General features: G+C 61.9%; 18 protein-coding genes. 14 read left to right on the top strand and 4 right to left on the bottom strand.

Annotated elements, in window-relative coordinates; genetic code table 11:
* Positions 1 to 29 precede the first annotated feature (29 nt).
* Both H6851_18385 and H6851_18380 read right to left on the bottom strand, forming a co-directional pair.
* Positions 30 to 1,610, bottom strand: a complete 1,581-nt coding sequence (locus H6851_18385) for a phosphoenolpyruvate carboxykinase (GenBank protein MCB9945575.1) — start codon at positions 1,608 to 1,610, stop codon at positions 30 to 32.
* A 63-nt stretch (positions 1,611 to 1,673) separates the two neighbouring features.
* Positions 1,674 to 2,330 carry a pyridoxamine 5'-phosphate oxidase family protein gene (locus H6851_18380; protein ID MCB9945574.1) on the bottom strand — a complete coding sequence of 219 codons (657 nt, stop codon included), beginning with the start codon at positions 2,328 to 2,330 and terminating at the stop codon, positions 1,674 to 1,676.
* A gap of 265 nt (positions 2,331 to 2,595) precedes the next feature.
* On the opposite strand from H6851_18380, the gene H6851_18375 reads away from it, so the two are divergent.
* Positions 2,596 to 3,627, top strand: a complete 1,032-nt coding sequence (locus H6851_18375) for an MBL fold metallo-hydrolase (protein ID MCB9945573.1) — start codon at positions 2,596 to 2,598, stop codon at positions 3,625 to 3,627.
* A 47-nt stretch (positions 3,628 to 3,674) separates the two neighbouring features.
* Here H6851_18375 and H6851_18370 read toward each other — a convergent pair whose 3' ends face one another.
* Both H6851_18370 and ribA read right to left on the bottom strand, forming a co-directional pair.
* On the bottom strand, positions 3,675 to 4,382 hold the full coding sequence (locus H6851_18370) for an alanyl-tRNA editing protein (GenBank protein ID MCB9945572.1): 708 nt from the start codon (positions 4,380 to 4,382) through the stop codon (positions 3,675 to 3,677).
* 14 nt (positions 4,383 to 4,396) lie between these two features.
* Entirely contained in the window at positions 4,397 to 5,563 is a 1,167-nt protein-coding gene (ribA, locus tag H6851_18365; protein ID MCB9945571.1) for a GTP cyclohydrolase II, read from the bottom strand.
* 249 nt (positions 5,564 to 5,812) lie between these two features.
* Here ribA and H6851_18360 point away from each other — a divergent pair, with 249 nt between their 5' ends.
* From H6851_18360 to H6851_18300, 13 genes are all read left to right on the top strand, one after another.
* Positions 5,813 to 6,904 carry an ABC transporter ATP-binding protein gene (locus tag H6851_18360; GenBank protein MCB9945570.1) on the top strand — a complete coding sequence of 364 codons (1,092 nt, stop codon included), beginning with the start codon at positions 5,813 to 5,815 and terminating at the stop codon, positions 6,902 to 6,904.
* A gap of 89 nt (positions 6,905 to 6,993) precedes the next feature.
* Entirely contained in the window at positions 6,994 to 8,073 is a 1,080-nt protein-coding gene (locus H6851_18355; GenBank protein MCB9945569.1) for an extracellular solute-binding protein, read from the top strand.
* Between the two features lie 43 nt (positions 8,074 to 8,116).
* Positions 8,117 to 9,373, top strand: a complete 1,257-nt coding sequence (locus H6851_18350) for an ABC transporter permease (GenBank protein ID MCB9945568.1) — start codon at positions 8,117 to 8,119, stop codon at positions 9,371 to 9,373.
* 4 nt (positions 9,374 to 9,377) lie between these two features.
* Positions 9,378 to 10,226 (top strand): ABC transporter permease, encoded by an 849-nt coding sequence (locus H6851_18345; protein MCB9945567.1) that lies wholly within the window; start codon positions 9,378 to 9,380, stop codon positions 10,224 to 10,226.
* Between the two features lie 283 nt (positions 10,227 to 10,509).
* Positions 10,510 to 10,875, top strand: coding sequence for a response regulator (locus H6851_18340; protein MCB9945566.1), 366 nt, complete (start codon positions 10,510 to 10,512; stop codon positions 10,873 to 10,875).
* A 19-nt stretch (positions 10,876 to 10,894) separates the two neighbouring features.
* Positions 10,895 to 12,871, top strand: coding sequence for a chemotaxis protein CheA (locus H6851_18335; protein ID MCB9945565.1), 1,977 nt, complete (start codon positions 10,895 to 10,897; stop codon positions 12,869 to 12,871).
* Positions 12,871 to 13,416 carry a purine-binding chemotaxis protein CheW gene (locus tag H6851_18330; GenBank protein ID MCB9945564.1) on the top strand — a complete coding sequence of 182 codons (546 nt, stop codon included), beginning with the start codon at positions 12,871 to 12,873 and terminating at the stop codon, positions 13,414 to 13,416. Before H6851_18335 ends, H6851_18330 begins: the two co-directional genes overlap by 1 nt.
* A gap of 60 nt (positions 13,417 to 13,476) precedes the next feature.
* A complete protein-coding gene (locus H6851_18325) occupies positions 13,477 to 15,678 on the top strand; it encodes a PAS domain-containing protein (GenBank protein MCB9945563.1) in 2,202 nt (733 codons plus the stop codon).
* 81 nt (positions 15,679 to 15,759) lie between these two features.
* Positions 15,760 to 16,605 carry a protein-glutamate O-methyltransferase CheR gene (locus H6851_18320; protein ID MCB9945562.1) on the top strand — a complete coding sequence of 282 codons (846 nt, stop codon included), beginning with the start codon at positions 15,760 to 15,762 and terminating at the stop codon, positions 16,603 to 16,605.
* Positions 16,606 to 16,718: 113 nt separating this feature from the next.
* On the top strand, positions 16,719 to 17,261 hold the full coding sequence (locus H6851_18315; GenBank protein ID MCB9945561.1) for a chemoreceptor glutamine deamidase CheD: 543 nt from the start codon (positions 16,719 to 16,721) through the stop codon (positions 17,259 to 17,261).
* 8 nt (positions 17,262 to 17,269) lie between these two features.
* Complete coding sequence (locus tag H6851_18310; protein ID MCB9945560.1) at positions 17,270 to 18,322, top strand: chemotaxis response regulator protein-glutamate methylesterase; 1,053 nt, start codon at positions 17,270 to 17,272, stop codon at positions 18,320 to 18,322.
* Positions 18,323 to 18,325: 3 nt separating this feature from the next.
* Positions 18,326 to 18,913 (top strand): hypothetical protein, encoded by a 588-nt coding sequence (locus tag H6851_18305; GenBank protein MCB9945559.1) that lies wholly within the window; start codon positions 18,326 to 18,328, stop codon positions 18,911 to 18,913.
* 128 nt (positions 18,914 to 19,041) lie between these two features.
* Positions 19,042 to 20,613, top strand: coding sequence for a methyl-accepting chemotaxis protein (locus H6851_18300; GenBank protein MCB9945558.1), 1,572 nt, complete (start codon positions 19,042 to 19,044; stop codon positions 20,611 to 20,613).
* Positions 20,614 to 20,693 lie beyond the last annotated feature (80 nt).

The following is a 20,693-nucleotide window of genomic DNA, read 5'->3' as shown; positions in this document are numbered from 1 at the left end:
TCCGCGATTGTTCAGGATGATTCCCGGACTCAGGCGGCGACCCTGATCCCGGCCGCGCCGACGCCTTCTTCCACATGGCCTTCGTACTGGGCGAAGTTTGCGGCGAAGCGGGCGGCGACGTCACGTGCCGAGGCATCGTAGGCGCTGGTGTCGGCCCAGCTGTCGCGCGGCCGCAGCAAACGCGAATCGACGCCCTGGCAGGCCTTCGGCACCGTGAGGCCGAAGACAGGGTCCCTGTCCATCTCGGCGTGGGCCAGGTCGCCCGAAAGGGCAGCGGTGAGCAGGGCACGGGTCGCCTTGATCGGCATGCGCGAGCCGACGCCGTATTTCCCACCTGTCCAGCCGGTATTCACGAGCCAGCAGTCGACATCATGCGCGGTCATCATCTGCCGCAGCAGCTCGGCATAGGCGCTGGGATGCCGAGGCATGAACGGCGCGCCGAAGCAGGCCGAGAAGGTGGCCTCGGGCTCGGTGAGGCCCCGCTCGGTTCCCGCGACCTTGGCGGTATATCCCGAGAGAAAGTGGTACATTGCCTGCTCGGGGCTCAGCCTGGCGATCGGCGGCAGCACACCGAAGGCGTCGGCGGTCAGCATGATGATGTTGCGCGGGTGGCCGGCAGTGCCCGTGGCACTGGCATTGGGGATGAAGTCGAGCGGATAGCAGCTTCGGGTATTCTCGGTAAGACTGCCGTCGTTCCAGTCGGCGGCACGCGTCCGCGGGTCGAGCACGACGTTTTCGAGAATGGTGCCAAAACGGGAGGATGCCGCGAAGATCTCGGGTTCGGCGCCGGCGTCGAGCCGGATCACCTTGGCATAGCAGCCACCCTCGAAGTTGAAGATGCCATTCGGCCCCCACCCGTGCTCGTCATCGCCGATCAGCGTGCGCATCGGGTCCGCCGAGAGCGTCGTCTTGCCGGTGCCGGACAGGCCGAAGAACACGGCCGGGGAACCGTCGGCTCCGACATTGGCTGAGCAGTGCATCGGCATGACACCGCGCTCGGGAAGGATGTAGTTCATCACCGTGAAGATCGACTTCTTGATCTCCCCGGCATAGGCGCTGCCACCGATGAGAACGAGCCTCTGCTCGAAATCGATGGCGATCACGGTCGAGGAATGAGTGCCGTCGACGGACGGATCGGATAGGAACCCGGGAAGTTGCAGCACCGTCCAGTCGGGCGTGAAGCGCTCCAGCTCGTCGCGTTCGGGGCGGATGAACATGTTGCGGGCGAAGAGGTTGTGCCATGCCTGTTCGGTAATCACCCTGACCTTGAGGCGATGCTGCCTGTCGGCCCCGGCGTGGAGGTCCTGGACGAACAGTTCGCGACCCTTGATATGGGCCATGGCACGCTCGACCATGCCGCGCATGCGTGCGGGGTCGAGGGCGCGATTGGCCTTCCAGTCGATGGAATCCTCGATCGAGGGGTAGCGGACGATGTGCTTGTCCCGGGGCGACCGACCGGTGAACTGGCCGGTCCGGGCCGTCAGTGCACCGTCAGCACTGAGTTCGGCTTCGCCGCGGCACACCGCCATGCTGACCAGCACGGCCGGTGCGAGGTTCCTGTGAACGGTACCTGGCGTCGCTGTGGCAAGGATGTCGACGCTATCACTCATCCTGATGATCCTTCTTCACGCAATTGTTGGGGGTGAGTATTTCGTCCCGGGGGGTGGACGATCTCAGTGGGGTCGTGCTCCCGTGTTCAGGAGTTGTTCAAAGGACTCCGGTTGATGGCTCGGGGTGTCCAGCCAGAGTCTTCCGATTGAACCTTCATGACGCAGGTCGATGCCGTCGGGGTCGATCCCGCTGACCGTGAATTTGCCGCACTCCATGCCGTGAAAGCCGGCCTCGATCGCTTCAAGGCGGGCCATATCGACATCGGCCAGCAGGATGTCCGCCGTCCTGAGCCACCGCGCCTTGCCGAAGCCCTCGACCAGATGGGCATGGCGGCCGTCGACGGCATAGATGTTGAAATCGGCGAATTCGGCGTAGATGGAAGCCGAGGGGTGGCGGGCGATGAAGCGCCTCTCGTGGCGTCCTTCCCCACTTCGGGCAAGGCTCCCCTGCACGGTCAAACGGGCCCCGTCCGCGGGAATGTCCCGTTCGCGCGTGGCATCGAACAGGAGCGAAATCCGGGGATCGGCCCTGACGTTCAGGGTATGTTCGGAGAGGTCCGAAAGCAGGAGGACCGGTGTGGCATCAAAGTCGAGCGCCACCGGCACGAAAGACACATAGGGCTCGCCGGTACGCCTGTCGATGGTCCCAAGCGCCGCGATAGGCGTACGGCGCATGATCCACCGGGCTGTCCGGGTCTTCTCATCCGATTGCGGGCTCACGTCGCAGGCTCACCTCGAAAATCATGTCGCAGCATCGCACGACACGGTGTCTTGGCGTCCATACCCCACTCCCTTCATGCGTAACCGGATATCCGCATTTGGCAAGGGTTGTTTACCCTCGCGGCAGCCTTGCGTGATCGCAGCTTATTGTCACATGCGGGTCTCCACCCTATGAGCATGGCATCTCCCGCTGTCCGCCGGTCCCGGCCGGCTCGCTGCCCGACGCGCCGGACCCGGACCGTGCCACCCTTGCCCTGGATCGACGATGAAGCCACTCAAGCCTCCCCTGCGCTACCTTGCCGAACGAGCGAAAAACGGTGTCCCGGTGCCGCTTGCGGACGATATCTACTGGGTACGGGCCGCACTTCCCTTCGCCCTCGACCATGTCAACATCTGGCTGCTGCGCGATGCCGAAGGCTGGACCGTCATCGACTGCGGCTATGCCGACGACTGGACGCGCTCGATGTGGGACGGGCTGCTTTCGGGCCTGCTTGCCGGCCATCCGGTGCGCAGTGTGGTGGCGACGCACTTTCATCCCGACCATGCCGGTCTCGCCGGCTGGCTCGTCGAGCGCACCGGTGCCGAACTGGTCATGTCGCGAAGCGAGTGGCTCACCACGCGCATGCTCAAGCTCGACGACACCGAGGACTTCAACGAGGCCGGGGTGATCTACGACCGTCAGGCCGGCCTCGACGAGGAGATGGTGGAAAAGCGCCGGCAGCGTGGCAACCGCTACCGTCTGGGCGTCAGTCTTGCGACATCCCGTTACCGGCGCCTGCGCCATGGCGACACGCTGCCGATGGCGGGCTCGTCATGGAAGGTAATCGTCGGCGAGGGGCATGCGCCCGAAATGCTCACGTTTCACAGCGCCGAGCGCGGCATGCTGATCACCGCCGACCAGATCCTGCCGCGGATCACGCCGATCGTCGGGGTGTGGCCATCTGCGGCCGAAGACGATCCCCTTGGCGATTTCCTCGCCTGCATCGACAATTATCGCGATATCGATCCGGACATCGCCGTGTTGCCGTCGCATGACGGCCCGTTTCACGGGCTGCATCCGCGCCTCGACCAGCTGGCGGCGCACCATGAGGAACGATGCGAGACGACGCTGCGGGCCTGTCGCGAACCGGCAACCGCCAGGGCAGTCATGGGCGCGCTGTTCCGGCGCGAGGTCGACATGCATCAGCTGGGTTTCGCCGTGGCCGAGACGCTGGCCCATCTCAACTACCTGTGCCGGAACGGGCGGGTGCGGCGGCATCGTGAAGAAGGGCAGGCCGACCTCTACGAGTCGGCCTGAGCCGTCTCGTCAACGTGTTGACGAGACATTTTTAATCATTCGCCTGATCATTCGTCGAAGACAACCTGAACCCGCCGGTTCTGCCGGCCCTTCTTCTCGATCTTGGCGACACGCACCCGGCCGATTTCTCCGGTCGAACGGACATGGGTTCCGCCGCAGGCCTGCAGGTCGAGGCCATCGATCTCGACGAGACGCACCATGCCGGAACCGCGCGGCGGCTTCACCGACATGGTCTTGACAAGTTCCGGCCGGGTATCGAACTCGTCGTCGTCGATCCAGTAGGCGCGAACGTCGTGGTCCTCCGCGATCCAGCGGTTGAGCTGCCCGGTGAGGTCGTCCTTGTCCAGTGTCGGATCGGGGATATCGAAATCGAGCCGGCCCTTGCCATCGCCGATGCTTCCGCCGGTGACGCTGCCGTCGACGGCGCGGCACAGCAGGTGGAGGCAGGTATGCATCCGCATCAGCCGGTGCCGGTGGGGCCAGTCGAGCCGGACCTCGACCATGCTTCCGGGTTCCGGCAGATCGCTCCCGTCCCCGAGAACGTGGTCGATGCTGCCGGGGTCGGTGCCCTTGCGCGTGTCGAGGACGGCCATCGCGGCGCCATTGACGAGGAGTTGTCCCCGATCCCCCGGCTGGCCGCCTCCCATCGGATAGAAGACGGTCCGGTCGAGACGGACAGAACTGCCGTCGACAGCGGTAACCGTCGCCATGCAGTTCTGGAGGTAGGCATCCTCGCGGAACAACTCCTCAGTCATGTCCATTCCCCGGTCTATCCTCTCGCGGCGCGCGGCAGGCAGGTGATGTCGTGATCGAGGTAATGGCCGCCGCGCTCCGCCTTGGTGGCGAGATAGGCCTGATTGTGCGGGTTGGCCGCAAAGGCGTGCGGCACCCGTTCCGCCACCTCGATGCCGTGACGCTGGATCATCGATACCTTGGTCGGGTTGTTGGTCAGCAGGCGAATGCGGTGAATGCCCATCTGTTGCAGCATGATGGCGGGCATCAGCCAGTCGCGCTCGTCGGCGAGAAAACCAAGATGCTCGTTGGCCTCGATGGTATCCAGCCCCTCGTCCTGCATGCGGTAGGCCCGCAGCTTGTTGACCAGCCCGATTCCGCGGCCCTCCTGCGCGAGGTAGAGGACAATCCCCGAACCTTCCTCGGCGATGCGGCGGATCGCTCCCTGGAGCTGATCTCCGCAATCACAGCGAAGGGACCCGAGCAGGTCGCCCGTGAAACAGGATGAGTGAAGCCGGCAAAGCGGCGGCTTGCCGTCGTTTTCCGGGTCGATCTCGCCAATGCGGATGGCCACATGCTCGATGCCGCCATAGCTGGCGCGAAAGGCAATGAGGCTGGCATTCTCGGCGCCGTGCATGGGGAGCCGCGCCTCGACGACCGGCCGCACGCTGCGCGCCTGCGCCTCACGGAATCCGAGGACGTCGTCGATCGATACGCTTGTGGCAATATTCCCGTTATCGGCGACATCTTCGATCAATGCGGCCGGCAGCAGACCGGCGAGCTTGCACAGTTCGATGGCGGCCGCGTCCACCGCATCGCCGCGACTTGCGTGACGCATCAGTTCGGGCAGCCCGTCACGGCCGGAGGTGCTGGCAATCCACGTCGCCACGCTGGCGGGGCGAATTGTCGCATCGACCGTCACCCGGCGCATTGTCCAGCCGCGACGGGATTCGGCGCGGTCGAGTGCCTCGACAGTCTCGCCGGGCGCAGCGACCACGCCGGCCGGAAGCGTGGCCTGCCACGGCTGCGAGAGCTCGAGGCCGTCACAGAGTTCGAGCGCCCTCACGGCGATAGCATCGTTGAGGGCTATCGAACGCCCGGCCCGAAGCAGGCATGTCGCGACCTCGACCCGCTCCAGGATCGGTTGCCGTCGCGCAGGGACCGAAGCGATATGGGCCGGTGGTTCGTGGATGGCGCCGTTCATGCGTTCATCGCCGAACAGCGTATTTGTTCCCGAAAGTTTTGCCGACAAGCGTTTGTTTTCCCTCGTCAAGAGTTGTGCGTTCCCATCGCCGGACGGCGAAATCGGGCTATCGGGTTTACATCTGGCGTGTCATTCATTAGCCCTAGGAAGCGAAAATGCAGCAACATCGTTCCGCAGCCTAACCCATGATCCTTTTCCGGCTGCGGGCGGAATGCCGCGACAAGAACCAGCAAGTTGGATGTTTCCGGCATGGCAACAGACGTGAACTCCTTCGTTCGTTTCGTCGACGTCCAGAAAAGCTACGACGGCGAGACGCTGGTCGTTAAGAATCTCAACCTTGATATAGCGCAAGGTGAGTTCGTTACCATGCTTGGACCATCGGGTTCGGGCAAGACAACGTGCCTCATGATGCTCGCCGGCTTCGAAACTGCCACGCATGGCGAGATCTTCCTCGATGGCGAGCCGATCAACAACGTTCCGCCGCACAAGCGCAACATCGGCATGGTATTCCAGAACTATGCGCTGTTTCCGCATATGACGGTGGCCGAAAATCTCGCTTTCCCGTTGCAGGTTCGCAAGCTGTCGCGCGGTGAAACCGGGGAGCGGGTCAAAAGGGCGCTCGACATGGTCCAGCTCAGTGCATTCGGTGCACGCCGGCCGGCCCAGTTGTCCGGCGGTCAGCAGCAGCGCGTGGCGCTGGCCCGTGCTCTCGTGTTCGAGCCCAAGCTGGTTCTCATGGACGAGCCCCTTGGCGCGCTTGACAAGCAGCTGCGCGAAACGATGCAGTACGAGATCAAGCATATCCACGAAAACCTTGACGTCACCGTCGTCTACGTCACCCACGACCAGTCCGAGGCACTGACCATGTCGGACAGGGTTGCGGTGTTCAATGACGGCGTCATCCAGCAACTCGCCCCGCCGGACCAGCTCTACGAACAGCCCGAAAACTCCTTCGTGGCCCAGTTCATCGGCGAGAACAACAAGCTGGTGGGGCGGATCACCGAGATCGGTGACAATGTCTGCAGTGCCGAAGTGGCCGGTTCCATCGTTCGCGCGCGTCCGGTCAATGTCGGAGGGGCGGGCAGCCGCACGACCCTGTCCCTGAGGCCGGAGCGGGTGTTCATCAACCCGCAGGACGGCTCGATGCCCAACATCTTCGATGCCCAGGTCGAGGAGCTGATATTCCTTGGCGATCATATCCGTACGCGGCTGAGCGTGTGCGGCAACGATGAATTCATCGTCAAGGTTCCCAATGCCAGCGGCCATCTGCACCTCAAGCCCGGGGAGCATGCGAGGGTCGGCTGGCAGATAGAGGATTGCCGCGCCCTGGATGCGGCGTAATCCGCGTGACCGGATCGATTCCCTTCCGGTCCGGCTGATGTACCCCAAGCCTGATAGGAGGCATGATGACTTCCCCCAAATCCCTCAAGATGGCTCTTGCGACGAGTATCCTCGCCCTGTCCGCTGCCAGTGCGTCGGCAGCCGACGTCGAACTGAATGTCGTCTCCTGGGGCGGTGCCTACACCCGAAGCCAGATCAATGCCTACGAGAAACCGTACATGGCCGAGCATCCCGAGGTGCAGCTTAACTCGGTCGACTACAGCGGCGGCCTGGCCGAGGTGCGGGCCCAGACCGAAGCCGGCAATGTGACATGGGATCTCGTCGATGTCGTGGTCGCCGATGGCATCACCGGCTGTGACGAGGGGCTTTTCCTGCCGGTCAACTTCGATACCGATCTCGATCCTGCTCCTGATGGAACACCTCCGACCGAAGATTTTCTCGAAGGAACACTGGTCTCCGACTGTTTCATTCCGCAGATCATCTACTCGACGGCTTTTGCCTATCGTACCGATGCGTTCCAGAACGGCGAGCAGCCGAAGACCATGGCTGATGTTTTTGATCTGGAGAAATTCCCCGGCAAGCGCACGTTGCAGAAATCGCCGGTCAACAATCTCGAATGGGCGCTGATTGCCGACGGTGTACCGGTAGGGGAGGTCTATGATGTCCTCGACACTCCCGAAGGCGTGGATCGCGCGTTTGCCAAGCTCGATACCATCAAGAGCGAGGTCATCTGGTGGACCGAGGGAGCGGTTCCCGCCCAGTTGCTCGCCGATGGCGAGGTCGTCTTCGGTACCGGCTTCAACGGGCGCCTCTTCTCGGCGATCGAGGAGGAAGGCCAGCCGCTGGCGATGATCTGGGACGGGCAGGCGATGGACATCGACGGTTGGGCCATTCCCGCGGACGGTGCGCATATCGAGGACGTCAAGAAGTTCCTCCGCTTCGCGACGGACACCCAGCGCCTTGCCGATCAGGCCAAGTGGATCTCCTACGGCCCGGCACGCAAGAGCTCGCTGCCGCTGGTCGACAAGCATGCCGAACTCGGCATCGACATGGCACCGCACATGCCGACCAAATATGCCGACCAGGGTTTCCTGACCAATTTCGAGTGGTGGGCTGATCACAAGGACTCGCTGAACGAACGCTTCAATTCCTGGCTCGCGCGGGGCTGATCATCCGTTTTTACCGGTCACTGTTCGATACGGGATGAAGAAAATGGCGGCAGCACCTGCAGACGATGTGATGCGTACGGTCGACGGTACGCCCCTCAGGGTCAGCCTTGCACGGGCGATGCGCCGGCGCCGAATGATGGCATTGGCCCTTGTGCTGCCGCTGTTTCTCTTCATTCTCTTTTCCTTCGTACTGCCGATCGCCGACATGTTGTTCCGCAGTGTCGAAAATCCGCAGGTGATGGAGATCATGCCGAATACCACGGCGGCGCTGAAGGACTGGAATGGCGATGCGCTGCCGGATGAGGAGGTGTTCGCGGCACTGGCTGGTGATCTCAAGACAGGGGCGGAAAGCCGCGAGATCGGAAAGGTGGCGACGCGGCTGAATTACGAGATCAGTGGTTCGCGCGGCCTGATCATGAAGTCCGCGAGGCGGGCCCGTAACCTGGAGCCGCCCTACAAGGAGGCCCTGATCGCGATCGACAAGGACTGGGGTGATCTCTCGGTCTGGAAATTGATCAAGCGCGAAAGTTCCCCCTATACGGCCTCCTATTATCTCGCCGCGATCGACATGCGCACGGAGGATGATGGCGAGATCGTGTCCCAGCCGCCGGATCAGCGAATCTATGTGACACTGTTCCTTCGAACGTTGTGGATCAGCCTGCTGATCACGGGGCTGACGTTGCTGCTCGGCTTTCCGGTGGCCTACCTGCTGGCGACGTTGCCGCTCAAATATTCGAATCTCCTGATGATCATGGTCCTGCTGCCGTTCTGGACGTCGCTTCTGGTGCGAACGACGGCATGGATCGCCATGCTTCAGCAAAAGGGCGTGCTGAACGACCTTCTCGTGTGGGCGAACATCATCAGCGACGACAATCGCCTGGCGCTCATGTACAATCAGCTCGGCACGACCGTCGCCATGACCCACATCCTGCTACCGTTCATGGTCTTGCCGCTCTACAGCGTCATGCGCACCATCTCTCCCTCGTACATGCGGGCCGCCCAGTCGCTGGGGGCACCGCGTTTCCTCGCCTTCTGGCGCGTCTATGCCCCCTTGACCCTGCCGGGCGTGGGGGCGGGGGCGATCCTCGTGTTCATCCTGGCCATCGGCTACTACATCACGCCGGCGCTGGTGGGGGGAACCTCGGGGCAGCTCATCTCGAACTTCATCGCGTATCACATGCAAAGTTCGTTGAACTGGGGGCTCGCCGCCGCCCTCGGGTCCATCCTGCTCTTCTGTGTGCTGCTGCTCTATTACGTCTACAACCGAATCGTCGGCATCGAGAACATGAAACTGGGGTAAGACCATGGCATTGCCGACTTATGCAAGCCCTCTCGAACGTATCTGGCACTACTCCTTTCACATCATCTGCGGGTTGATCTTCCTGTTCCTGATCGCTCCCATCCTGGTGATCATACCACTCAGCTTCAACGTCGAACCCTATTTCACCTTTACACCGGGAATGCTGTCCTTTGATCCCGAAGCCTATTCGTTGCGGTGGTATCGGGATTTCATCAACAATCCGCAATGGATCCACTCGATCGAGAACAGCGTATTCATCGGTATTTCCGCGACCATTCTCGCGACCGTGCTGGGAACTGTTGCCGCGCTCGGACTGTCGCGGCCCGAGATGCCGTTCCGCAACCTGATGATGGGCATCCTGCTCTCGCCGATGATCGTGCCGCTGATCATTTCCGCAGCGGGCATGTATTTCTTCTATTCGAAGATCCACCTGGCGCAGACGCATCTCGGGATCATTCTGGCGCATACGGCGCTGGGAACGCCGTTCGTGGTGATCACGGTGACCGCGACGATGGTGGGATTCGATCACAGTCTCACCCGGGCCGCGGCTTCGCTGGGTGCCGACCCGACGACGACGTTCTTCAAGATCATCATGCCCCTGATCCTGCCGGGGGTGATTTCCGGTGCTTTGTTCGCCTTCATCACCAGTTTCGACGAAGTGGTGGTCGTGCTGTTCCTGGCGGGGTTCGACCAGCGGACCATTCCCCGGCAGATGTGGGCGGGCATTCGCGAGCAGATCAGCCCCACCATTCTGGCGGTTGCGACATTGCTGGTCGTGATCTCGATCGCCCTTTTGACGACTGTGGAATTGTTGCGCCGCCGTAGCGTCAAGATCCGCGGCATCGTCGAGTAACGACGAGCAATCGGACCGACGGTCCCGTCAGCAAAAGCCCCCGTTCACCATGACCGGGGGCTTTTTTCGTCAGTCCGATTTTATTCCGGCAATCGGTCAGCCGGAATTTGAAGATCGAACCCGTTGTGGCAACTGACAATTTTTCATCTGTTCCAGTCCGCGGGAATACCGGGCGCCCTCGAAGCCGTGCTGATTTGTTAACCGCTTGATAACGAATGACGTGCATAACCGTTCGTCATGTCACGATTCATGCTGGTGCAGACAAACGTCGAGGCGGACGCATATGGCTAAGCGAATTCTCGCAGTTGATGACAGCAAGACGATGCGGGATATGGTATCCTTCACCCTGAAGGGCGGCGGATACGACGTCGTGCTGGCTGAAGACGGACAACAGGCGCTGGAAATGTCGGACGGGCAGAGGGTCGATCTCGTCATCACCGACGTCAACATGCCCCGCATGGACGGTATTGCGCTGACGCAGAATCTGCGGGCAAAGGCCAGCTACAAGTCTACCCCCATCCTCATTCTGACGACGGAAAGCGACCAGTCCATGAAGGACAAGGGCCGCGCTGCCGGCGCGACCGGCTGGATCGTCAAGCCGTTCACCCCGGACAAGCTCATTCAGGTGGTGAAGAAAGTCTGCGGCTGAGCGACGGACGGGTACGCGGATGAACGCTGAAGACCAGTTTCGCCGGGCCTATCTGGATGAATGCTTGGAGCTTCTCGAGGAGCTCGAGACCGGCCTTTCCGCCCTCGACGATGGGGAGCGCGACAGGGACACCATCGATGCCGTGTTCCGTGCCGTGCATTCCATCAAGGGTGGAGCGGGCATGTTCGCTCTCGATGATCTGGTCCGTTTCGCGCACGGTTTCGAGACCACTCTCGACATGGTTCGAAACGGCGATCTGGGCCTGGATCAGGGCACGATCCACACGTTCCTGCGATCGGCCGACGTTCTTTCCTCATTCGTCGATGCGATCCGCAATGAGTTGCCTCTGCCGCTCGAACAGGCTGCCGGCATGAGTGAATTGCTCGTGGCTCTGGGCGCACGCCGTCGGGCTCATCCGGCCGATGGCGAAACCGGAGAAGACGCGGGCTTCGGCTTTTTTGATGACCCTGCCGACCTCCCGGATGCCGACGACGATGACGAGGGGTTCGGGTTCTTTGACGATCTGCCTGAAGAAAGGCGGACTGAGCGCGAGGCGGAGGAAGATCGGGGGTTCGGTTTCTTCGACGATCCGCCTCAAGATACCCCCGGAGATGATCCGGACGGCGAGACGGGCCATCCTGCTGAAGCCGTCATGTCGATCGAGGGCGATCCGGCAAATGATTCGGCGCTGCAGCCCTGCGGGAACGGAGTTTCTTCCTCCGCTCCGCAGGCGGGATCGAGACGGGGTGGCGGCAAGACCGCCAAGGCACCATCGGCAAGTCACTCGATCCGCGTGGAGCTCGACAGGATCGACAGCCTCGTCAACCAGGTCGGGGAGCTTGTCATTACCCAGGCCGTGCTGAAGCAGCAATCGTCCGACCTGTCGGTGGAGCGACATGCGGGGCTCATCCAGGGACTCGAAGAACTGGCTCTGCAAACGCGGGAATTGCAGGAAAGCGTGATGTCGGTCCGTGCCCAGCCCGTGAAGTCGGTGTTCTCGCGCATGCCCCGACTGGTTCGCGAACTGGCGGCGAGCCTGGGCAAGGAGGCTCGCCTGATACTCAGTGGCGAACATACCGAAGTCGACAAGACCGTCATCGAGGAACTGGCTGACCCGCTCACCCACATGCTGCGCAATTCGATGGACCATGGCCTCGAAAGGCCGGAGGAGCGGATTGCCGCGGGCAAGCCTGCCGTCGGCACCATCCATCTGAGTGCCGAGCACCGCAGCGGCCGCATCCTGATCACCATCAGTGATGACGGCCGTGGCATCGATCGTGATCGGGTTCTGGAGAAGGCCCGCTTGAAGGGACTGGTGCCACCTGATGGGGTTCTTTCAAACGACGAGATCGACCACATGATATTTGCGCCCGGCTTTTCCACAGCCGCTGCCGTGTCCGATGTATCGGGACGGGGAGTCGGCATGGATGTGGTCAAGCGCAAGATCCAGGACCTTGGCGGGCGCATCACCATCAACTCGATGCCGGGGAAGGGGACGCGCTTCACCCTGATGCTGCCACTGACCCTGGCCGTGCTCGACGGCATGATCGTGCGCGTGGGGCATGAGCGCTACATCGTGCCCATCACGGCCATCGTCGAAAGCCTTCGTCCCCGGGCCGGCGACGTCCATGTGCTGCCCAGCGGAACCACCATCATGCAGATGCGGGGCACCTACCTGCCGCTGGTTTTCCTCTACCGGGTTTTCGGCATCGCCGATGCGGAACCCGATCCGAGCCAGGCGCTCGTCGTGGTGGTCGAGACGGAGGATGGCAGTCCGATCGGCGTCGTTGTCGATGACCTGCTCGGTCAGCAGCAGGTGGTGATCAAGAGTCTCGAAACCAACTACCAGCGGGTCGGTGGTGTCGCCGGAGCGACCATCCTGGGGAATGGCCTCGTCGCGCTGATCCTTGATGTCGATGCGCTGCGCGGGTTGTCCGATGACACGGTGAATATGGCCCGGCCGTCCCTCGTTCTCGAGTCCAGTGAGGTTCATTGATGAGTGATGCAGCCGTGATGGCACAGCCGAAAACCGGCGACATCCCGCCACCCAAGGGCGGTGCGGAGGATCAGCCGGGCAGCCTCGATCACCAGTTCATCAGCTTTCAGGTCGCCTCGCAGGAATATGGCGTCGACATCATGACCGTCCGCGAGATCAAGGGCTGGTCGGAAACCACCATGCTGCCCCATTCACCGCACTACATGCGCGGCGTGCTCAACCTGCGCGGCGCGATCGTGCCGATCTTCGATCTGCGGGCCCGCTTTGGCGGGGGATCCACCGAGACCAGCAAGACCCACGTCGTCATCATCGTCGCGGTCAACGATCGTACCATCGGCATGCTGGTGGATGCCGTGTCGGACATCCTCAGTGTCAACGACGATGATATTCGGGCTGTCCCCCAGACCAATGATGAAGTGGGGCAGGACTACATCAAGGGACTGGCCACGGTTGGCGAACGCATGGTCGCCCTGCTCGATGTGGGTCGGCTGTTCGAGCTCGGCGAGATCAACGACACCGTTTCCGGCGTCATCGACGGCCACTGATCCATGCAGATGATACCCCGCTGCAACATGCACCCAGCGTTAGCGAAAGGCTCCAAATTCATGACGGGTACCGCCAATTCCATCGATCGCGCATCCGTCGCCACCGATGCCGGAGAGGGCGCGATGATGGCGAGGGTCGTCACTATTGCCGGCCTTGCCGGTTTCGCTGTCGGCCTTGTGGCCTGGAACAGCGCTGCCGGCGGCATGACATTGAGCTTGTGGGTCCTGGCGGCTCTCGCCGCAGGCGGTTCCGTATTTACCGGCTGGCGGACGGTACAATCTTCGAATCGGCGGCCGCCCGTCGATACCAGACCCGACGAAGGGCTCATTCGCCTGCGTTCGGCGCTTGATCGCTGTCAGACCAATATCATGGTCGCCGACACGGATTTCAACATCACCTACATGAATGAGACGTTGGCTGAAATGCTTCAGAAGGCGGAATCCGACCTTCGTCAGGAACTGCCTCATTTCGATGCCCGCAATCTGATCGGAAAGAACATCGACATCTTCCACAAGAATCCTACCCATCAGCGCAACATTCTCGAACGGTTGAATGACGTTCACAGGGCGCAGATCGTCGTGGGTGGTCGCACGTTCGGACTGATCGCAAGCCCCATCTTTGATGGCGAGAGGCGACGGCTGGGCACCGTGGTGGAATGGTCCGACCGCACGAGGGAAATCGCCCGCGAAGCGGAAGAAAAGCGGTTGCAGGTCGAGATGGTGCGCGTCACCAGTGCTCTCGATAACTGCCAGACCAACGTCATGGTTGCCGATCCGAACTGCGATATCGTTTATCTGAACGCCACCCTGCAGGACATGCTGCAACGGGCGGAGAGTGATATCCGACGCGAACTGCCGCATTTCGACGCACGCAAGCTGGCTGGCCGCAGCATCGACGTGTTTCACAAGAATCCGTCGCACCAGCGGCGCCTGCTTGAAAACCTGTCCACAACCTACAAGACGCAAATCGCCGTCGGTGGACGGACGTTCGGCCTTGCGGCCAGTCCGATCCATGACAAGGACGGCAATCGTCTGGGTACTGTGGTGGAGTGGAGTGACCGGACGGCTGAACTTGCAGTCGAGCGCGAGATCGACGGTGTTGTCGAGCGTGCGGTGAACGGTGACTTCAGTGCCCGGATCGGTACCGAGGACAAGTCGGGCTTCCACAAGAACCTTGCTATCAGCATGAACGCGCTCTCCGAACGCATCGCGCAGGTCACCGACGATCTTGCCATGGTGCTTGAAGCGCTTTCGCGGGGCGATCTCGGCAAGCGCATCGAAACCGAGTACGAGGGCCGCTTCCGCGAGATCAAGGAACATGCCAACACCTCCATCGACCAGCTTGCGGGCATCGTTCAGGCGATCAAGGATGCGACCGGCGAGATCGACAACTCGGTAAACGAGATTGCCGCCGGCACGGAGGATCTTGCCGGACGGACCGAACAGCAGGCTTCCAACCTCGAAGAGACGGCCGCATCGATGGAGGAGATGGCCGCGACAGTGAAGCAGAATGCCGAGAATGCCCAGCAGGCCAATCAACTGACCGGGAACACCAACAGTCTGGCGGCCAAGGGTGGACAAGTGGTCGAGGACGCCGTGAATGCCATGGCCAACATCGAGGAAAGTTCCCAGAAGATCTCCGACATCATCGGCGTGATCGACGAGATAGCCTTCCAGACCAATCTTCTGGCGCTGAACGCGGCCGTCGAGGCTGCAAGGGCTGGCGAGGCAGGCAAGGGATTTGCGGTGGTGGCCTCCGAAGTCCGTACTCTGGCCCAGCGTTCAAGCCAGGCTGCGAAGGACATCAAGGCGCTCATTTCCGATAGTTCGGGACAGGTGCGCCGAGGTGTGAAACTCGTGAACGACACCGGCGACTCCCTGCGCGAGATCGTGACATCAGTCGCCCGTGTCGCCGATATCGTCGGCGAGATCACGGCCGCGAGCAGCGAGCAGGCCAACGGTATCGATGAAATCAACGGTGCCGTCTCGCAAATGGATGAAATGACCCAGCAGAACTCGGCTCTGGTGGAGGAGAACACGGCCTCGGCCCGGGCCCTTGCCGATCTTGCCGGCCGGCTGAACGAGATGATGGGTTTCTTCAAGGTGAACGATGCGGAACCGGCCAGGCCCGTCGGCCGGCCATCGAACCGCAAGCCGGTCCGGGCTGCCCTGCCGGCGGCCGGACGCCGGCCCGCACCGGTGGCAAAGGCGAAACCGGCCGTATCGGCGGCGGCCGGTGACAATGACTGGCAGGAGTTCTGATCCGGTCGTTATTGCGTGAACCGGGTCCGTCGCCGGGTTTCGGCGGATCCGCAACGGCCTCGACGGGAGCCACGTGACGCCATGGCCATTGCCGCACCACCTCGCGAATTCATCCTGACGGACAGGGATTTTACCGACATCGCGAAGCTGGTTCACGATATTGCCGGCATTTTCCTTGCGCCGTCGAAACGCCAGCTCGTGTACACGCGGCTGTCGAAAAGGCTGCGCATTCTGGGGCTTTACTCCTTTCGAGACTATATTGACCGGTTGGAAGGACCCGATGGCGATGACGAACTGAGCTTCCTGCTCAATGCCATCACGACGAACCTGACTTCCTTCTTCCGCGAGGTCCATCACTTCGATCACATGCGCGGGGAACTCGGGAGCCGTCTCAAGGGCGGTTCCGTCCGGCGGCTGAGAATCTGGTCATCGGCATGCTCGACCGGCGAAGAGCCTTATTCGATCGCCATCACGCTGGCTCGCACCGGTATCCACAAGCGCGCCATCGATGCAAAGATTCTGGCCACCGACATCGATACCAACGTGCTGGCCAGGGCGCGGGCGGCGACTTATCCGCTGGAAGCCTTCAAGACGATGACGTCCAGCGAGATCAGGGATTTCACCGTCGAGACCGGCAGGGGCGATGCCGGCGGCGAACGACGGATAGCTCCGGACGTCGCCCGTCTGGTACACTGCAAGCAACTGAATCTCATGCACGACTGGCCGATGACCGGTCCATTCGATTTCATTTTCTGCCGCAATGTCCTGATCTATTTCGATGCACCGACCAAGGCGATGCTGATCGGGAAATTTACAGATCTGCTGGCGGAGGGAGGGTATCTCTATCTCGGTCATTCGGAATCGCTGGTGCAGCAGCATCCGGGACTCCGTCTCATCGGGCGCACGACCTATCGGAGGATGAATTGAGCGTTCGCAAGACCGATATCCCTCTTCTCAAGACCCGCACGGGTATCGATCAGGTGCAGCGCGACGACGGGCAGAAGCGGTTCTTCGACCCGCGCTTCAATGCCATTTCGGTCATGGTCCTGCCGGGGCGGCATTACGTCAGCGCGCATCCGGGCGAGATGATCGTCACGTTGCTTGGATCGTGTGTCGCCGCCTGCATCCGGGACCCGGAAGCGGGGGTGGGCGGGCTCAATCACTTCCTGTTGCCGGCGAGCGATACCGGTACGTGGGGAGGGACCGACGCGGCGATGCGCTACGGCAATTACGCCATGGAGGTCCTGATCAACGATCTCATCAAGCGCGGTGCGTCGAAGGCTCGCCTGGAGGTCAAGATCTTCGGCGGTTCGAACCTGATCGACAGCGAGGCCGGTGCGCCGGTAGGGCAACGCAACGTCGAGTTTGTCGACCGATATCTCGACGAGGAAGGACTGCGGCCCGTCGCCCGTCATGTCGGCGGCAATATTCCCCGCCGTATCCACTACTACCCGGTGAGCGGTCGCGTTCGCATGCTCCTGCTGCGACGCAAGACCGATCCTGAACTGTTTCGGCAGGAGGCCGATCTGGCGCGTTCTGCCAGGCAGCGCCCGATCGAGGGCGATATCGAGCTTTACGATTGAGGTGTTCCATGCCCGTTCGAGTGCTGGTTGTCGATGACTCTTCGATGATGAGACAGATGCTTACCAAGTTGCTTGGGGATGATCCGGGCATCGAGGTGGTCGGCGCCGCCAGAGATCCGTTTCAGGCTCGTGACATGATCAAGACCCTTTCCCCCGACGTCATGACGCTCGACATCGAGATGCCGCGCATGGATGGGCTCGATTTCCTCGAAAAGGTCATGCGGCTGCGGCCGATGCCGGTGGTGATGATTTCATCCCTCACCGAGCAGGGTGCCGATGCCACGCTGCGGGCGCTGGAACTCGGTGCGATGGACTTCGTCACCAAGCCGGCGCTCGGGCTGTCGAAGGGCATCGAGGAACTCGCTGAAGAAATTCGCACCAAGGTGAAGGTCGCCGTTCACCAGAAGACGCGACAATTGTTCCAACGTCGGCCTGCACCGGCAGCATCCATGTCCCATCGGGACATTTCCACTGAAAAGATCATCGCCATAGGTGCATCAACCGGTGGGGTACAGGTTCTGGGCGAGATCATTGAAGCCATGCCGGCCTCCGCCGCGGCGATCATGATCACCCAGCACATGCCGGTCGAGTTCACCAAGCGCTTTGCGGAGCGGCTCAACAGGTCGGCCGCGATGACCGTGACCGAGGCCACCCACGGCGAGCGCGTGCTGCCCGGGCATGTCTATGTGGCACCGGGCGGTCAACACCTCGAACTGGCGCGCTCGGGTGCCAACTACCTGTGCCATCTGAACCGCGGCGACCTCGTCTCCGGGCACAGGCCGTCCGTCGACGTGCTGTTCCACTCCGTTGCGCGATGTGCCTCCGGCAACGCCGTAGGCGTCATCCTGACCGGCATGGGGGGGGACGGAGCCAAAGGGCTGCTTGCCATGCGTCAGGCGGGTGCGCGGACAATAGGCCAGTGCGAGGCGAGCTGCACGGTCTATGGCATGCCACGCGTCGCCCGTGAAATCGGAGCGGTCATGGAAGAACTTCCATGTGAGGATATCGCCGGAAAGATCCTTTCGCTGACGGGCGGTGGTCTGCAGGCGGTTCGGGTCTGAGGCATGACGGATCGCAGGCAGGGGCGCGACCGCAAAGGGGACGATCAAACGATCCCGGCAGCCACGGTCCATGGCGATTGCCATGGCCGGCGGGCGACCGACGATCCCTGCCGACCGGGGCTGAACTCGGTCGTGCTCGGCTGGTTCGATGAAGAACTGGCGGAACTGGCCGGGCTGATCGAGGACAAGGCCAGCGGACTGGCCTCGCAGGTCGAACTGATCGCGACTCTTGCAGGACATGGTGGACGGGCCAACCTCGTTACCGGCGATCCGACCGGCTATGCCCCCGATACGGGGGGACTGGCGCGGCTGGTGCGCGACATGCAGTATCATGACGAAGCCTGCCAGCGGATCGCCTGCCTGCGGGATGTCGCTGGCACGTTGCGCTCGCTGATTGATCGCGAGGGACGGATCGCTGCCGGCGATGAGGCCGATGCTGCCCTGGCGATGGTTGACAGCTGCCACCTGGGAGCGCTGCGCCGGCGATTGCAGGCCGTGATGGCCCGATCCTATCCGGACGAGCGCCTCATGCAGCCGGATGCAGACGCCTTGCCGGATGACGACGACAACGATTCGGTGACCATCTTCTGACAGTCCGGGAATATCTACAGTTAGTGAAAAGATATGAGAGAAATTCAACCTTGAGGTTTTTGACAACCCGTTGTTAGGGTTTTCAGGATATACTCAAGGCGGTCACCTTGGCGACGGGATACCAGCATTTGTCTCTTCGAGTACAGATAGAGAGTCCCGGTACGGTCATCAGTGGGTTGATGGCCCTTGCAGGGGGCATCCAGATTGCGGCGTGGAATGACACGACGCATGTTTCCCCTGTCGGAATGCTCGGCATCGTCGTGGCCTGGATGCAGGTGGCCCTGGGAATGGCCTACCTACTGCGATCATCCCGTGTCGGGGAATGGTACTCGAGATCGTTCCTTTCGGTCATTCCGATCCTCCGGGATCCTCATGATCGCGGGCAGATGCCGGGTCATCCATCGCCCGGCACTGGCGATGAGGTTGCGGACGAGGAAATCAATGCCAGTTCGCTCTCCGGCCTTGCGGATATCCTGCCGGAGGCGCAGCGCAAGCTGCTCAATGTCCTCACGGACAATGTCGATACGGAGATGAGCCGCTCGGTCAAGAGCGTGATCCTGTGCGCAGACGAAATGAGCCAGTCGGCATTCGCCATGCTCATGCAATTCGGCGATATGCGCGAGCGCAGCAATGGTCTCGTCGAATCGAGCCATGTGGGCCGGACGAGCATCGAGGGGTTGTCGAGCGAGACCGGCCAACTGGTCTCGGCCATGGCCCGCATCGACCGCGAAACGGAAGACACTCGCGAGGCCCTGAGGACAGCGATCGAGGTTCTCACCCGGGTCGCCCGCGAGCGTGACCGTTTGCTTGCCAGTGCCACCGAGATCTCGACGATCGTGGAACTGATCGGCTCGATAGCCCATCGTACTAACATGCTGGCGATCAATGCCACGATCGAGGCAGCAAGGGCCGGTGAGGCGGGCAAGGGCTTCATTGTGGTGGCCGATGAAGTCAAGAACCTGGCTCGGCGGGCGGCTGCCGCGTCGAGCGAGGTATCACAGAAAATCGATGCCGTCCGTCGTTCCACGGGGTCGATCTCAGAGGTGTTGCACGAACTCGAGGGGACGGTCGGTACGGTCGACCGACAAACGCTCGGTATTGCGGAGGTCGTTGACGAGCAGCGCGGTGTCGTCGACAGGATTGGCGACGAAACGCGCAATCTTTCCGATCTTATCAATGCTGTGGTCGACAGCGCTTCCCTGGCGTGCGACGCCCTTTCCGTATCGGAGGAATCGGCGCAGGCCATCCAGAAGGACTGTCTGGCCATGACGGAATCCGTTCATGACCTGCGCAACAACCTGACCCAGATCCTTCGTGGTTCGGCCGTTGGCAACCGGCGGGTATATGAGCGCATCGACGTGCTCCTGCCGGTCGAGGTTCGCCGTGGCATGGATCGCTACGAGACGGATGCCGTCGATCTGTCGCTGTTCGGCGCGGCATTGGCGAGGCCTTCGGGGCGAAACGACTTTGACCTTGCCGTCGGTGACCGGATCATCGTGAAGCTCCCCCTTGACCAGACGATGGAAGCCACGGTGCGCCGGTCGAGTTTCGAAAAGACGGGGGTGGAGTTCGACGGGCAGATCGGGAAATTCGATGAACTGATCGCCATGGGGCGAAAAAATGCCGATGCCAACACTGTCCGGCCGGAAGTGACCGCGGCGCAGGACACCGAGGAGGATGACGCATTGCTCTGGGGGTGAACGGCTGTCGGAAAATATCGCCCTGCCGGCGGGCGGGAAATCCGTTTATCACGCATCTCGACCGGGTGGGGGCCGGTACG

The sequence above is a fragment of the Geminicoccaceae bacterium genome, from assembly GCA_020638465.1.
Classification (GTDB): Bacteria; Pseudomonadota; Alphaproteobacteria; order Geminicoccales; family Geminicoccaceae; genus JAGREO01.
Note: the sequence above shows the minus strand (reverse complement) of the source record. Positions and strands in the feature narration are given on the sequence as shown.